Below are 14,554 nucleotides of genomic sequence, written 5' to 3' on the forward strand. Positions count from 1 at the left end.
TATGATGTATGTATACAGCTAACAATTACGACTTTCTATAGTACGATTTCTACATTTTATAATCGGAGGTCTTGCAGATGCTTGTGCTTGAATTTCAGGTTCCCCCATTTCCTTTGCTAGCGGCGGTCGGTTATGCTTTTTGGCAGCCGGGAGTGGTACACGCGCAGCGTCAATTCAAAGTGTTTGATCTTGTCGTTTGCGCCAGGGGAGCGTTATATATGGAGGAGGATGGTATAAGCTACGAGGTTTCGCAAGGGATGATGCTAGTGCTTGAGCCCGGGAAAAACCATCGCGGATACCGGCCTACGGATACGGAGACAGAAGTGTATTGGATCCATTTTGATTTCCCGCTGCCATCGCAGCCTATTCTGGTTGAGAAAAACAGCTGGCAGCAGCCCCTGCTTCAGCGAACGGACCAAGATATCGTCCCACATCCGGCAACGATACATATCCCGAAATTCGCTGCCGTAGATTTGCGCACGGTCGTGCCTTTGCTGAAGCGTATGATTGAGCTGCATAACATGCTTACGCGAAAGCGATCCTTTGAGCTGCATGTGCTGCTTGGGGAACTATTCGTGCATTTGCAAAACGGGATCATTTCGAACAGTCTGCAGGCCCGTTCCTATTTTCTCGGCGAGAAAGTCGCATCCTATTTGGAGGGGCGGTTGGAGGAACCGTTCGATTCCGGGATGATGGAGCATGAGCTGCATTATCATTTCGACTATTTGGCGCGGTGCTTGAAGCAATTTACGGGGATGAGCCCCATGCAATACCGCCATCATTTGCAGGTCGAGAAGGCCAAACGGCTGTTGGTTCATTCAGATTTGCCGTTAAAGGAAATTGGAGCGATGTGCGGTCTCTCGGACAATAACTACTTCATCCGCTTGTTCAAGCGGCTAACGATGCTGACGCCCGGTGAATACCGCAAACTGTACCAAGTCTTTCATTTGGACTAAATAACAATGGTTTTCTTATTTTGGCTTCCCATTGCGGCTTTTGAGTAACGGGTAAAACAGAGTCTTCGAGTGAGCGCTTTTGTATATTTCGGGGATAGTTGAATCACACAGGGATGAGCAGGCGCTTTGGCGACCTGCTTATTTTAATACACTAGAACTTTTTGGGGGGAGATTGCCTATAGTCGTTTTATAACATCCGCAAAAGACAATATTAAGGTAAAATATTACATGAACTGGCAATCAAACCCTTTGGCAGCTCTTCCCCAATGGTTATCGATACATGCTAGTAAATGAATCATAGCTCAACGAATGGGACACGAATGTTGAAAAGTTTTACACAAGAACTACGTTTAAAAATTCCATATTAATAGAAGGGGTGCTTGATGAATATATCCGCCGATCTGGTTGTGCGATTAATTAAAGAACAATTTCCACAATGGTCTGATTTGGAGATTAAACCTGTAAAAGTAAGCGGTCATGATAATCGCACCTTTCATCTAGGTGAACGTATGAGTGTGAGACTGCCAAGTGCGGCACATTACGTCCCTCAAGTGGAAAAAGAACAACTGTGGCTGCCCATTTTATCAAAAAAACTTTCTATTCCGATTTCTACTCCTTTAGCAAAAGGAAAGCCAAATGAAGAATATCCGTATCCTTGGTCTATTAACAAGTGGTTGGAGGGCGAGACACTAACGAAAGGGAATATTGATGGTTTAGATCAATTTGCGAAAGAATTAGGGACATTTTTAATTGCATTGCAATCCATTGACGCGAGCGCAGGTCCTTTGGCTGGGAAGCATAATTTTTATAGAGGCGGAGCTATAGCTGTATATGACGAAGAGTCTAGAATTGCGATTGCGAATCATGCGGATACATTTAATGAACAGCTACTGAAAGAAATATGGGAGCTGGCATTAGATTCAAAATGGGCATTAGAGCCAGTCTGGGTACACGGCGATATAGCGCCAGGAAATATTCTAATTAATGAAGGGAAGCTTTGCGCCGTCATTGATTTCGGAATACTGGGCGTAGGTGACCCATCTTGCGATGCCGCAATGGCATGGACTTTTTTTGATGACAATAGCAGAAGGATATTTAAAAACGTATTAAATATGAATGAAGAAACTTGGAACAGAGCAAGGGGATGGGCGTTATGGAAGGCCTTAATTACCTACGATGCTCATAAACATACGAATCATGCGATAGCAGAAGAAGCTTATAAAACGATTAATATCATTTCAGGTGACTATAAAGCGGCTAAATAAGAACGGCAGAGATGCCGTTTTTTTGTTTAGATTTTGCTGAACGTTTGCTCCAAACCGCTGGACAATAAATCCAAACGCACGGCATACTATGCTTATTACGAGTACTGGCATTCATGCAAAGGAGAGTATAACCGACATGGTCAAAATACTAATCGTGGATGACGATTCACTCGTTCGCGAGCTAATAAGCATATATTTGCAAAATGAAGGATTTGTTACGGTGGAAGCGGAGGACGGCAAAAAGGCGCTGGCAATCGTAGAGGAATCGGATATCGATCTCGTTATCCTCGATATTATGATGCCGCATTTGGATGGCTGGGATTTGTGCAGGGAAATCCGTAACAGAAGTTCGGATATACCCCTGTTGATGGTCACGGCGAAGGGGGAGCCGAGCCAGAGAGTGAAGGGCTTTCTGCTCGGAACGGACGATTATTTGACGAAGCCGTTTGAACCGATGGAGCTTGTCATGAGAGTAAAAGCGCTTTTGAAGCGTTACCGGATAGCCGCTGCGCAGCTCATACAAATGGGCGATATTTTGCTAAACCAACGCAGCCTGAAGGTTTATCGAAGAGACGAGGTTCTTAATCTTCCACGCAAAGAGTTCGAGCTGCTATTTATGCTGGCAAGCCACCCAGGGCAAATTTTAACCCGCGAACAGCTTATTGTACAGATATGGGGAAAAGATTACGAAGGGGATGACCGAACCGTCGACGTTCATGTTAAACGGATTCGGGAACGGTTTGCCAGCGATGCGGAGCATTTCCGTATCGAAACCGTCCGCAGCCTTGGTTATCGGCTAGAGGTAAACGAATGATTAAGAGCTTATATATTCGCATCGTGCTTGTATTTCTGGCGATTATTATCGTTGGTCTAGTCTCGTCCCTTCTTATCGGGTTAGTTCTGTTCCAAAAGGATTTAAACCAAACAGGGCAAAATGACATGGTTGCCGCGGGTAAGGAAATCGCCCGCCTTATTGCAAGGGACAAGCTAGTTGACCGCAAACTATTTATGGAGAGCATGACTAGGCTTACTTCTTATCCTTTTCAATTGGTGGATGAAACCGGAGTAATGGAACTATATGGCTTCGACAACCGCGAGGCAGCTGTCACGATAAGGCCGGAATCGATACGGATGGTGCTCGAAGGCAAGCTCTATCGATCGTCCAAAAATGAGGATGACACGTTCATTGGCGTTCCGCTTGATAGCGGAGGAAAACGATATGCGTTATTCGTGCAATCATCCTCTAAAAATGAATCAACCATTTTTCGCTTGTTATTTACTATTCTGCTATTGGTTCTTGTTTTGGGATGTCTGGGGATTCTTATTTCTGCCCGCTATATTGTCAAGCCTCTTAAAACGATGACAACAGCTACGAAGAGGTTAGCAAAGGGGAATTTTGACGTGGAGCTCACGTTGAAACGCAAGGATGAGCTCGGAATATTAGCCCAAAGCATCAACGAAATGGCTATAGAGCTCAAGCAGCTGGAGCAGATGCGGCAGGACTTCGTATCCAATGTATCGCATGAAATTCAATCGCCGTTAACCGCAATATCCGGGTTCGCGAAGGTGTTGATGAACGATAAGCTCATCCTCGGTCATGATCGGGTCAAATATTTGGGTTATATCGTCTCTGAGAGCAAGAGATTGTCCAGGCTTAGCGATAATTTGCTTCAGCTGGCGTCCCTGGAATCGGAGCATCATCCTTTTAAAGCAGCGAGGTTCAACCTTGATGAACAGATCCGGCAAGTCGTCGTCGCATGCGAGCCTTTGTGGTCAAGCAAGCGCATAGACATGGACTTGGCGCTGTCTGCCGCACTGCCTATTTCGGCGGATTATGACCAACTTCACCAAGTATGGGTAAACCTAATCGGAAACAGCATTAAATTCACGCCAGAAGGCGGAAAAGTCCGAATTGAGATGGCTGGGAACAATCATCTCGTTACGGTAACCGTACACGATTCAGGATGCGGGATTTCAGAGGAGCAGCAAGCACGTATATTCGAAAGGTTTTACAAAGCTGACCGGTCTAGAAATCGCAGCAACGAGGGGAATGGACTTGGACTTGCTATCGCGAAAAAAATCGTAGATCTCCACGGGGGAACGATTGAGGTCAGTAGCATAATCGGGCAAGGCACGGCCGTGACGATAAACCTTCCTGCGGAATAAACGGAAATAGGACGGGTTCATGATTCTGGAGCCTGTTTTTTTGCGACCGTTCACGCTCCGTTCATATTTCTCCCATACGCTTTTCTATGAAGATATATGAAGCGCATTGGAGGAATAATGGTATGGGTATCTATGGTTTGTTGGATTCGGTAAAATGGTTAACGCCGTTTGAAATGTTATTGTGCGTGTTGAATTTGGTCTTGTTAGTCAGGCATGGGCTGCCGCAGGCGCATCGCTCTCCAAGATGGCTCGACTATTTGCCCTCACTCGGTATGGTTATCGTCATTGCAAGTTTATGGTATGGAGATAGGACGCTGCTTGCGATGTTGTTTTACTCGATTACGGTTATCGTATTCCTATGCACGGTAAAGAGAATATTAAGGTTCAACCCTCTACTTAAAGGCAAGGAGAATAAGCTTATTCGGATCGTCAGGCCTGCTATTTGTGTGATTGGAATCATTTCTATTGCAGTCGCTACCTTGAATGCCGGCGTTCTCCGTTATAACCCGGCTAGCGATTTAAGCGAAATGAGCTATGAGGGCGCTTTTGTGAAAATGAACGAAAGATTGTCGAGGGAGTATCCTTTCGGGAGCTGGAAGGGGTTGAAGTGGGATGAACTGCAAGTCCAATATAGTCCCCTATTCGAACATGCGGAGAAGAATAAAGATAAGGAATTATATTACAAATTGTTAAGAGATTATCTTAGCTCCATCGGTGATGGGCATATTAAGCTGATGAACCACAACATCTATGAAGACGATAACGTGTTCAAAGAAGAGGTTGGCGGCGGTTTTGGAATCAGCACCGTTCAATTGGACAATGGCAAGGTACGGGTTAGCTTGGTCTTAGAAGGGAGCCCAGCATATAAGAACGGTATAAGGCTAGGTGCCGAGATTGTAAGCTGGAACGGAAAATCGGGCAAAGATGCGTTCGAAGAGACCAGCTGGAGTGAGAGCTTCTACGCTACGGACGAGGTAAAGGCTTATTTTCAAGGAAGATTGATGGCTAGAGCGCCAATCGGTCAAGAAGTTAAAGTGGCCTATCGGAATTTGGAAGAAAAGGCGATCAATGAGGCGACGCTTAAGGCTTATGACGATCAGTATGAGACGCTCAAGGAAACGAAGGTTCAAATAACGCAAAAAGATTTAGATGCTTCTCCTGTCGAAGGGAGCATAATCGGCGATGGGTACGGCTATGTGAAAATCAAACATTTTCTCGCGCAATCCACGTTCCCCGCTCCAGACCAATCATTGGCGCAGCAGTTGAAGCAGTTTCAAAAGGATAAGGTAAAAGGTTTGGTTATCGACCTGAGGGATAATCCGGGGGGCGAAGATTCGCTTGCGGCTGCAATGGCAGGCTTTTTTGTAAGTGAGAAGAAGCACTATGAATATGTCAGTTATTACAATAGAAACACGGGGAGATTTGAAATAAATCACAATGAAGTCTTAACCGTAAAGCCTCAAAAGGTTTACTATGACGGATCTATCGCAATCTTAATTAATAGCAGAACGGGAAGCTCCGGCGAAGGCATGCCGCTCGTTTTGAAGGGGCTGCCTAATGTGAAAATCATCGGATTTACGGCGACGGCGGGTTCGTTTGGAATAGTAAGCAGGCCGATAGAGATGAGGATGCCGGAAGGGTATGTGATTAGGTTCCCCGACGGCAGGTCGCTTAATGCAAATAAAAGGATTCAAGGGGATGGCGATGCTGCAAGGAAAGGCGGAGTGGCTCCGGATGTACGAATACCGCTTGATGAACAAACGTTTATTCAGAAGTATGTAGATGGGCAAGATATTGAATTGAATTACGCATTGAAAATATTGGGAAACTGAAATGCCAAAAAATAAATCTATGAATCATGAAACCAATGTTGTCCGCTTCCCGTATCACATTTTATTAGACGCTTTACGCAAGAACGTTTTACGGTAATTGAATAGTTTACCCAAACGCAAAAGGGGAGTAGCTGCTACAATAAAGTCGTCAGTACGAGAATGAAAGTTCTCCGGCTTTATTGGCATTGCCGATAGGCACTGTTAGCGAGACCTTTGCCTAACAAGGCAAAGGTCTTTTGTTTTGGGGGAACTAGATTGCAAGCCTATCATTCTAACTTGGGAGGATTTACAATGGATTTTGGATTATTATTGGAGTATGGCTGGGTACTGCTTGTACTAATTGCGCTTGAGGGTCTGCTCGCAGCGGACAACGCGCTCGTACTGGCGATTATGGTCAAGCATTTGCCTGAAGCGGAACGTAAGAAGGCCTTGTTCTATGGTTTGGCGGGCGCGTTTGTTTTCCGCTTTGGTTCGTTGTTTGCGATATCGTTTTTGGTGGATGTCTGGCAGGTGCAAGCCATCGGCGCACTTTATCTCCTGTTCATTGCGCTCAACCACATATTGCGTAAGGTCATCGTAAAAAAAGGCGAGGATTCCGCAGCCAAGAGTGCAGGGAAGGAACCCAAGAAAAGCGGTTTCTGGATGACTGTCCTCAAGGTTGAAGTGGCGGATATCGCATTTGCGATCGATTCGATTCTGGCAGCGGTAGCGCTTGCCGTTGCATTGCCGGCAACGACCTTGCCGAAAATCGGAGGCATGGATGGCGGTCACTTTATCGTCATTTTCCTAGGTGGATTTATCGGTCTTATCATTATGCGTTTTGCAGCGAATATGTTCGTGAAGCTGCTCGAGAGCAGACCTGCTCTGGAAGTTGCCGCATTCTGCATCGTCGGCTGGGTTGGCGTTAAGCTAGCGGTCCATACGCTTGCACATCCATCATTGCACGTTATCCCGCATGATTTTGCGGAATCGGCAGGCTGGAAAGTAACATTTTACGTAGTGCTTCTGCTCATCGCGGTAACAGGTTGGTTCCTATCAGGCAGTAAAGAGAAGCAAAACCAAGCTTCGAAAGCGGCCTAAGCAAAATATAAAAATGATTAAAGGCTGCAGCCTGTTGAGATAGTTCAACAGGCTGCTTTTTTTATAGATATGCGGATAAAGGAGCTTTATGGATATGAAAATGAACAAACACAGCTCTGAACATTATATTTGGGGAGATAGGGTCAAAAGGTTTTGCAACCGAAGCGGCTAAAGCCTTGCTTGAATTTGGTTTCCGCGAGCTCGGCCTCCATCGAATATTTGCGACTTGCCGCCCGGATAACTTAGGTTCCGCCAAAGTACTGCAAAAAATAGGCATGTCTTATGAAGGGCATATAAGGGAACATAAACGGCATAATGAGAAATGGCTAGACTCCCATCAATACTCGATTTTAGAAAGTGAATATAGTTGAATATCACGTGGATGAGCAGGCGCTAAGTACGTCTGTTTTTTTTCATTATGCAGGCTGGAAGAGCTTGAAAAGCAATTCAGAAGGAAACGATTATTCTCCAACACGACAACACATACTAACAAAAAGGAGTGAGGTTATGGAAAATAATAAAGACAACACGAAGGCAGATGACAAGCCAACAATTATGAATTACGACTATGTTTGGGGCAGTGATCAGGACGAATATGTGAACGCTGATCTGCAAGCAGAGGAAGCGCCGGAGCAAGGCAATGATAATGCGCAAAAATAAATGAACGTGCAAGAAAGAAAAAGCAAACCTCTTTACAGTGAATGCATTTACTGTAAAGAGGTTTTTTGCGATGGGCGCTTACCTATCGAGGTTGACTTTTACCTTACGTCATCGTTTATCCTCCACATATCAAATGATATAGGAGTGATTTTTTATGAAAATTTTAATTAAAGACGTAGTGATCCTGTCCATGGCAGGAGATGATCAGCCGATAAAAGGAGACATCCTTATTGAAGGCGATAAAATCAAGCAAGTGGGGAAGCAGCTTTTTGATGAGGCAGACGAGGTTATTCAAGGGCAAGGCATGGTTGCTATGCCTGGTCTTATCAATGCGCATCAACATACTCCTATGAGCTTGTTGAAAGGTTTTTCGGATGATTTGAAGTTAATGGATTGGCTCACTCAAAAAATGCTGCCTGCCGAAGCAAAAATGACACCAGAGGATATCTACTGGGGAGCTAAGCTTTCGATGGCCGAAATGATTAAATCAGGGACTACAGCTTTTGCCGATATGTATATCCATATGAATGAAATTGCTGCAGCGGTGTCTGAAGTTGGCATGCGTGCTTCATTGACTAGAGGTCTCGTATTCCTTGAGGACGACGGAGGCAAGCGGATAGCGGAAGCGCTGGAGTTGATTGAACGATGGAATGGACGAGCAGATGGTAGGATCACAACTATGTTGGGACCGCATGCTCCGTACACATGTCCCCCTGAACCTTTAATAGATATTATAAAAATGGCGGAGCAGATGAGTATTCCCGTTCATATTCATTTGGCGGAAACGAAGGAGGAGGTCATAAAAATTCGAGAAAAATACAATCAGACCCCCACCGAATATTTGTACCATTTGGGTCTCTTTGAGAGAGCGCGTGTCCTGTTAGCGCATAGCGTACATCTAACTCGCCGGGATATTGGATTTTTAAGAGGGATTCGTGGCGGAGTATCTCATAACCCGGTAAGCAATTTGAAGTTAGGCTGCGGGATTGCGCCTGTAATTGAAATGATTAACCAGGGCATTGTCGTAGGGCTTGGCACGGACGGGGCGGGAAGTGCAGCAACGGTCGATATGTTCGAGGAGATCAAGGCAGCAACATGGCTCCAAAAGTTAGATTACGGCGATCCTACTGTGCTCTCCGCTCGCATAACGCTGCAAATGGCGACGATCAATGGTGCGAAATTGTTAAATATCGAGGATCAAACAGGAACGCTCGAAATCGGAAAAAAAGCAGATATCATTCTTATTGACATGAAAAAACCACATTTACAGCCCGTCCATCATGTAGAATCACTGCTAGCATATAGTGTAAATGGAGCGGACGTTGATACGACGATTGTAAACGGCAAAGTGCTGATGAAAAATCGGAAGTTGCTAACGATCGACGAAGATGAATTGTTTGAACAAGTAGCTGCCCGTGCTTTAAAAATCGTAGAAGGAATATAATCTAATTGATAATTTTTCATTAAAAGCATGAACCATATTGGTCGTAGCTGATTCATGGCAGGATTTTTTGAGAAAATGTGGAATTAATATTAAAATTGAACAAAATGATGTTGGAGTTGGGGGGAGGGTTGTGTTGAAAATCGATGGGGATTTTAAAGGCTTGCTGCGTGCTGGTATTTTTATTCGTAATCATCTGGTAACGATAGCGACAATGTACTTTTTATTTGCTTTATTGATTCCTGAAGAGGAGAAGCTAAGGCTAATCGTAATTTCAATCCTTATTTCGATTCAATCCACTTTGATCTCAACTTACACAAAGAATAATTCCAAAATATTAACGGGAGAATAGCGATAAGATAGGTTGATATTTCCCTGATTGCAGTAAATAAATGGATGAAAATATCCGTTTTCCAATCACCTTATAAAAACATTGGAGTGAACAGGATGAATGTCATTTCGAGTAAAGCAGGAGCGATTTTTGTTCCGGTAAGCGACATTAGAGAAGCGCGGGAATGGTATTGCTCCATTCTTGAACTAGAGCCTGTTTTTGATATTATCTCAGACCATCTCTGCTGTATACCGCTGGACAATAACGGTTTGAATCTGGTTTTAGACAGCAAGATCTATAACGAGGATTCCCGCTTTAGAAATCCAACCTTCCATTTTAATACGGACGACATACATGAGGCTTATCAATTCATGAAAGACCATGGCGTTGAGCTGGTTACCGAAATAGAGAATGGCCATTGGTTTAATTTTAAAGATCCAGACGGGAACTTATTGATGATTTGTAAATGTTGAGTAGATGACAAGGAAAGGCTGCCGATCAAAATCGGCAGCCTTTTCTCAACCTAACGGTAAGGATAAAGCAACCGTAATCGCTGAATTAATTGATTTAGCCTTGGAACAATTTGGGTAACGATTGCGTTTTAATATAAGAGGAGGTGGGAGTAACATTTGAAACAAATATTGAATCTGAGCTTTCTTTGTTTTGCGTTGATTGTTTTGCTTTGTGCTTGTGGTCATGGAAATGGAGAATTATCTGGTCAGCAGCCTTTAACAATAGACCCAGAGATTACGAAGAAGATGAGTGAACCAAAGCTTGTCCAGAAGGACGATCTATTTGAAATGAAACTAAACATAACCAAGACAACATTTAAAGTCGATGAACCAATCGTTTATTCAACTTCGCTCACCTATATTGGAGAGCAAAAGTCCTTCACAATATGGGGACCGGAGACTTATATTGGCTTTTATCTGACTGATGGCAAGAAGTTACGGATGGACGGTGCGAGCACCATGGAGTTGATGTCGACTAAGTTAATTCGCGGGGAAACACTTGAGTTCCCTTTCTCTAAGAGCGGGGGGTATGGCTCTAAGGACCCTGATGCCGATTTTTGGAAAAAGTTTTATTCAGAAAAAGACCTGCTGCTACCACCAGGGACGTATCTCATTGCTGCAAGCTGTAATTTTTCACTTACGCAGGAAGTGGTGGATAGCCATTACAAGGGGGAAGTGTATACAACTATTACGGTGGTGGAGTAACCCGGTTCGATGCGGACTGGGTTTTACTATGTCCTGAAAACGATCATTCGAATGGTGCATTGCAATAAATTACTCTATGCTCACAAATAATTGTATACTGCCATTAGGGAGCGATACGCGATGTATGAGCTGGTAGAAACGGACGAGAGTCTGCCATTCGATGTGTCCTTGCGCAGCGTTAATTATCAAACGTTCCGAAGACCACAGCTATATTAAATCGGGCAAGATAAAAATATTGTATGGGGATAGCCTAAAATCTGGAGGCGTTAAACATGGTTCAATCAATCGTACATATCGCACTTGTTGTAAAAGATTATGATGAGGCAATAGACTTCTATACGAAGAAGCTGAATTTCACTTTAGTTGAAGATATTTATCAGCCGGAGCAAGATAAACGGTGGGTAGTCGTTGCGCCGCCTGGTTCGGTCGGCACGACAATTTTGCTTGCGAGAGCATCTAAGCCGGAACAAGAGCCGTTTGTAGGCAACCAAACAGGCGGCAGAGTATTTCTATTTTTAAACACGGATGATTTTTGGAGAGATTATAATGAAATGCTCTCAAGGGGAGTGGAGTTTGTGAGGGAGCCAAAAGCTCAATCGTACGGGATGGTTGCCGTATTTAAGGATCTACACGGGAACCTATGGGATTTGCTGGAGATGAAAGCGGATCATCCCATTTCCAAACGAATCATTTGAATCAGGTTCAGGGCGGAAGCAGACAATGGTTCGTTTTTGCGAGTACTAATTGAAATTGTATTTCGTAGGGAATTTTATGATCTGTTAGCAGAGGAACCTAATATTAAGGCAACTGCCCTTCAAACCGTTGGAAGTAAGGGGTATGATGGGTTCGTAATAGGAATGGTTAAATAATTTATCATTTATTAAAATACGGTGTGGAGCGAGGAATCATATTGAATCACATGTATAACGAATTTCTAATTAGCGATGATAAGTCACTGATTGATGTAGACATCGTTTGTAAATTTTTATCTAGAAGTCACTGGGCAAATAAAAGATCAGCGGAAACCATTATTAAATCAATCCATCATTCAATTTGTTTTGGCATCTATGAAAGTAGAAGACAGGTTGGATTCGCGCGAATCGTAACGGACGGGGCAACGATTTATTATTTGTGTGATGTTTTTATCGATGAAGAATTTAGAGGTAAAGGGTTAGGGAAGAAGCTAGTGGAATTAATTACGAAAGAATACGAAGGAATAAGCGGCATACTGCGCACTCTCGATGCCCACAGCTTGTACGAACAGTATGGTTTTAAAAAAGATGCGGAACGGTTTATGAACAGCGTCCCGAAATAAATTTATTTGAGCAAGCTCGCTTCATGCAATGCACGTAAGGAGGAACAAGCAATGGAGATAAGAAAATTCATAGCGATCGATATTAATCAGATTGTCTCCTTGTTCTATGAAACCGTACAATCTGTAAACAAACGGGATTATTCCGAAGAGCAGCTTGCGGCATGGGCTCCCAAAGACGAAAAAATGCTCAGGGTGAAAGCTTGGAAAGAATCGATGAGCCAGAACATCACATATGTTGCTGAAATCAGCCGTAGTATAGTCGGTTTTGCTGACATGACTACGAAGGGTCACTTAGACAGGCTTTACGTTCATAAGGATTTTCAAGGACAAGGAATCGCTTCGGCATTGGTAGGCACGCTTGAATTTGAGGCGAGTAAGCTAGGTCTTGTTGAAGTTGATACAGAAGCAAGCATTACGGCGAAACCTTTTTTTGAACGTCAAGGTTACGAAGTCATTCAGAGGCAGGTTGTGGAACGCAGTGGCGTGGAATTAGTGAATTTCAAGATGGTTAAAAAGTTGCTGCTTTAAAGGAGTACAAGATCCGCTGAAATGTGACTTACATCTTCTAATGAAATTCCTTTTGCAGGATTACTTTTTCTAAGCGGAATTAATTTCATTCCTCTCAAATAATCTCGATAGTTGGTCCGCCATATACGCTGGGGGATGAGGCATTTTATGCTGAATCCACCATTCCAAGATGCCGACGAAAGCCGATGCCATAAATTGGGCGTTCAGTTCATTGTCTATGGAAGGCTTGCTCTCCTGCCTATCGAGCTTCTCTTTCACGTTAGCAGACACGAATGTCAACAGGCGCTCCCGGAATACGGATGTCCTTTTATTGGAGAGCATAGCAGAGAAGAACAAAATATTTTCCTCGAAATAATTAAATACCGGCTTCAGATCGTTGATCAGCGTTGCTTCTCCCTGATTTATTTCATTTGCACTGCAAAACGTGATCAACCATTCCCCATCATTCGTTGGTCTCCTGAGCGCTGTTTCGACTGCTGGATCCCACCGCCCCAGTTCATGCTCGAATGCCGCCACAAGAGCTTCATAACTAAGACCCGAAGGGATATCTTCGCGAATAATCGATGAACGAGTAACCATTTTGTATGGACGGTATGGCAAAAGTGACATCAGATTCCTCCCTTGATGAAGCTGTTTTCACCCTATTCTATTCTCTGTTTTAACCGCAAGAACGAGATGGAGAAGGGAAATTTTGTTGCAATGTTTATGCTTATACAACAGAACTAATGTATAATAAAATAATTCTCTTGAGAGTGAGCTGAAAGTCGATGATGTATTCACCGCTATTTGAAAATGATGTACCTGTAATTATTCTCCCTTAACGGTGGAATAACTACAACTCCGTTAAGGACAGGAATTGTCTAAAAAAACGGAGGGTACAAAATGAAAAACACCTTATTAGGTTCTTTATATTTATCAATCGCTGCCAGTATTTGGGGCGGGATGTATGTTGTCGTAAAAGTGGTGGTCGATGTTGTGCCGCCGCTTGAATTGGTATGGTTTCGCTATGTCATTGCACTTGTTGCATTGCTCATTATAGGCGTTGCCACAAAACAATCTTGGCGCGTTGCAAAACGTGACTGGCTACTCATATCGTTGATTGGCCTTATTGGAAATACGATTTCCATTGTATCCCAAGAAGTGGGGACGATGCTTTCCAGTGCGCAGATGGGTGCCATTATCACTTCAACGACGCCTGCATTCATGGTCGTGTTTGCCCGTATCCTCTTAAAAGAAAAATTGACGTTAAAGAAAGCCATTTCTATTCTTTTGGCAACTGCGGGTGTCTGCATAATTGTTGGAAATGCCCATATTGATTCAACGAATCAGCTTGGCGGCGCATCGCTCCTTCTTGCAGCGCTGACATGGTCGCTCATGTCTGTTCTAGTTAAGCGTGTACCGGGGCAATATTCACAGATAGTCGTAACTAGCTATGCTATTCTAGTGGCGATCGTGTTGCTGACACCTTTTACAGTTGGCCGATTAGCTGAGTTCGATTTTCAAGCGATGCTGCAGCCATCTGTGTGGAGCGGTCTTTTATACTTGGGCGTCGTATCGACAGCATGTGCTTTCTTGTTATGGAACCGCGGACTTCATATGCTCAATGCGTCAAGCGGAGGGTTGTTTTTCTTCTTTCAGCCTATAGTTGGTACTTTTTTAGGCTGGTTATTGCTAGGTGAACAAATTGGTCTTTCTTTTTGGTTAGGAACGCTATTCATCTTTATCGGCGTGTTATTAGTCATTCGGGAAAAATAAGCATCAGG

The 14,554-nt window shown here is 43.8% G+C and carries 17 protein-coding genes and 1 pseudogene; 17 read left to right on the plus strand and 1 reads right to left on the minus strand.

The genetic code is table 11. The annotated features are described in order from the left end of the window. Window positions 1-77: 77 nt before the first annotated feature. The 16 genes and pseudogenes from ADU23_RS19545 (at window position 78) to ADU23_RS19605 (ending at window position 12,791) form a co-directional block, all read left to right on the plus strand. Window positions 78-956 (plus strand): helix-turn-helix transcriptional regulator, encoded by an 879-nt coding sequence (locus ADU23_RS19545; protein WP_053375264.1) that lies wholly within the window; start codon window positions 78-80, stop codon window positions 954-956. A gap of 383 nt (window positions 957-1,339) precedes the next feature. Beyond that, entirely contained in the window at window positions 1,340-2,221 is an 882-nt protein-coding gene (locus ADU23_RS19550; protein WP_053375265.1) for an aminoglycoside phosphotransferase family protein, read from the plus strand. A 136-nt stretch (window positions 2,222-2,357) separates the two neighbouring features. After that, window positions 2,358-3,035, plus strand: coding sequence for a response regulator transcription factor (locus ADU23_RS19555; protein WP_053375266.1), 678 nt, complete (start codon window positions 2,358-2,360; stop codon window positions 3,033-3,035). After that, window positions 3,032-4,387: a HAMP domain-containing sensor histidine kinase gene (locus tag ADU23_RS19560; RefSeq protein ID WP_053375267.1), complete on the plus strand. Its 1,356-nt coding sequence runs from the start codon at window positions 3,032-3,034 to the stop codon at window positions 4,385-4,387. Before ADU23_RS19555 ends, ADU23_RS19560 begins: the two co-directional genes overlap by 4 nt. A gap of 122 nt (window positions 4,388-4,509) precedes the next feature. Further along, window positions 4,510-6,219, plus strand: coding sequence for a S41 family peptidase (locus ADU23_RS19565; protein ID WP_053375268.1), 1,710 nt, complete (start codon window positions 4,510-4,512; stop codon window positions 6,217-6,219). Window positions 6,220-6,510: 291 nt separating this feature from the next. After that, window positions 6,511-7,299, plus strand: coding sequence for a TerC family protein (locus ADU23_RS19570; RefSeq protein ID WP_053375269.1), 789 nt, complete (start codon window positions 6,511-6,513; stop codon window positions 7,297-7,299). A gap of 137 nt (window positions 7,300-7,436) precedes the next feature. Continuing rightward, window positions 7,437-7,670 (plus strand): GNAT family N-acetyltransferase, encoded by a 234-nt coding sequence (locus tag ADU23_RS32245; RefSeq protein ID WP_269433171.1) that lies wholly within the window; start codon window positions 7,437-7,439, stop codon window positions 7,668-7,670. A 136-nt stretch (window positions 7,671-7,806) separates the two neighbouring features. Continuing rightward, entirely contained in the window at window positions 7,807-7,959 is a 153-nt protein-coding gene (locus ADU23_RS32870; protein WP_157265872.1) for a hypothetical protein, read from the plus strand. 154 nt (window positions 7,960-8,113) lie between these two features. Further along, window positions 8,114-9,403 carry an amidohydrolase gene (locus ADU23_RS19575; protein ID WP_053375270.1) on the plus strand — a complete coding sequence of 430 codons (1,290 nt, stop codon included), beginning with the start codon at window positions 8,114-8,116 and terminating at the stop codon, window positions 9,401-9,403. Between the two features lie 37 nt (window positions 9,404-9,440). Then, complete coding sequence (locus tag ADU23_RS19580; RefSeq protein WP_157265875.1) at window positions 9,441-9,752, plus strand: hypothetical protein; 312 nt, start codon at window positions 9,441-9,443, stop codon at window positions 9,750-9,752. Window positions 9,753-9,847: 95 nt separating this feature from the next. Further along, a complete protein-coding gene (locus ADU23_RS19585; RefSeq protein ID WP_053375272.1) occupies window positions 9,848-10,204 on the plus strand; it encodes a VOC family protein in 357 nt (118 codons plus the stop codon). Window positions 10,205-10,360: 156 nt separating this feature from the next. Continuing rightward, window positions 10,361-10,948 carry a hypothetical protein gene (locus ADU23_RS19590; RefSeq protein WP_053375273.1) on the plus strand — a complete coding sequence of 196 codons (588 nt, stop codon included), beginning with the start codon at window positions 10,361-10,363 and terminating at the stop codon, window positions 10,946-10,948. Window positions 10,949-11,220: 272 nt separating this feature from the next. Continuing rightward, the gene (locus ADU23_RS19595; protein ID WP_053375274.1) at window positions 11,221-11,643 is read left to right on the plus strand and encodes a VOC family protein; all 423 of its coding nucleotides are present in this window, start codon (window positions 11,221-11,223) and stop codon (window positions 11,641-11,643) included. A gap of 66 nt (window positions 11,644-11,709) precedes the next feature. After that, window positions 11,710-11,817: pseudogene (locus tag ADU23_RS32250) on the plus strand (methyltransferase); the annotation flags it as partial. A 50-nt stretch (window positions 11,818-11,867) separates the two neighbouring features. Continuing rightward, entirely contained in the window at window positions 11,868-12,263 is a 396-nt protein-coding gene (locus ADU23_RS19600; RefSeq protein ID WP_053377728.1) for a GNAT family N-acetyltransferase, read from the plus strand. A 51-nt stretch (window positions 12,264-12,314) separates the two neighbouring features. Then, window positions 12,315-12,791 carry a GNAT family N-acetyltransferase gene (locus tag ADU23_RS19605; protein ID WP_053375275.1) on the plus strand — a complete coding sequence of 159 codons (477 nt, stop codon included), beginning with the start codon at window positions 12,315-12,317 and terminating at the stop codon, window positions 12,789-12,791. A 69-nt stretch (window positions 12,792-12,860) separates the two neighbouring features. Here ADU23_RS19605 and ADU23_RS19610 read toward each other — a convergent pair whose 3' ends face one another. After that, window positions 12,861-13,400 carry a TetR-like C-terminal domain-containing protein gene (locus tag ADU23_RS19610; RefSeq protein ID WP_053375276.1) on the minus strand — a complete coding sequence of 180 codons (540 nt, stop codon included), beginning with the start codon at window positions 13,398-13,400 and terminating at the stop codon, window positions 12,861-12,863. Window positions 13,401-13,673: 273 nt separating this feature from the next. Between ADU23_RS19610 and ADU23_RS19615 the strand changes: the two genes are divergently transcribed. Next, window positions 13,674-14,546, plus strand: coding sequence for a DMT family transporter (locus ADU23_RS19615; RefSeq protein ID WP_053375277.1), 873 nt, complete (start codon window positions 13,674-13,676; stop codon window positions 14,544-14,546). Window positions 14,547-14,554 lie beyond the last annotated feature (8 nt).

Origin of the sequence: Paenibacillus sp. FJAT-27812, assembly GCF_001273905.1 — a bacterium.
Taxonomy (GTDB): Bacteria; Bacillota; Bacilli; order Paenibacillales; family Paenibacillaceae; genus Pristimantibacillus.

Bases quoted from the DNA above. Each gene is read 5' to 3' on its own strand.
- ADU23_RS19545 (WP_053375264.1), top strand. From the start codon at position 78: ATGCTTGTGCTTGAATTTCAGGTTCCCCCATTTCCTTTGCTAGCGGCG.
- ADU23_RS19550 (WP_053375265.1), top strand. From the start codon at position 1,340: ATGAATATATCCGCCGATCTGGTTGTGCGATTAATTAAAGAACAATTT.
- ADU23_RS19555 (WP_053375266.1), top strand. From the start codon at position 2,358: ATGGTCAAAATACTAATCGTGGATGACGATTCACTCGTTCGCGAGCTA.
- ADU23_RS19560 (WP_053375267.1), top strand. From the start codon at position 3,032: ATGATTAAGAGCTTATATATTCGCATCGTGCTTGTATTTCTGGCGATT.
- ADU23_RS19565 (WP_053375268.1), top strand. From the start codon at position 4,510: ATGGGTATCTATGGTTTGTTGGATTCGGTAAAATGGTTAACGCCGTTT.
- ADU23_RS19570 (WP_053375269.1), top strand. From the start codon at position 6,511: ATGGATTTTGGATTATTATTGGAGTATGGCTGGGTACTGCTTGTACTA.
- ADU23_RS32870 (WP_157265872.1), top strand. From the start codon at position 7,807: ATGGAAAATAATAAAGACAACACGAAGGCAGATGACAAGCCAACAATT.
- ADU23_RS19575 (WP_053375270.1), top strand. From the start codon at position 8,114: ATGAAAATTTTAATTAAAGACGTAGTGATCCTGTCCATGGCAGGAGAT.
- ADU23_RS19585 (WP_053375272.1), top strand. From the start codon at position 9,848: ATGAATGTCATTTCGAGTAAAGCAGGAGCGATTTTTGTTCCGGTAAGC.
- ADU23_RS19595 (WP_053375274.1), top strand. From the start codon at position 11,221: ATGGTTCAATCAATCGTACATATCGCACTTGTTGTAAAAGATTATGAT.
- ADU23_RS19600 (WP_053377728.1), top strand. From the start codon at position 11,868: ATGTATAACGAATTTCTAATTAGCGATGATAAGTCACTGATTGATGTA.
- ADU23_RS19605 (WP_053375275.1), top strand. From the start codon at position 12,315: ATGGAGATAAGAAAATTCATAGCGATCGATATTAATCAGATTGTCTCC.
- ADU23_RS19610 (WP_053375276.1), bottom strand. From the start codon at position 13,400: ATGTCACTTTTGCCATACCGTCCATACAAAATGGTTACTCGTTCATCG.
- ADU23_RS19615 (WP_053375277.1), top strand. From the start codon at position 13,674: ATGAAAAACACCTTATTAGGTTCTTTATATTTATCAATCGCTGCCAGT.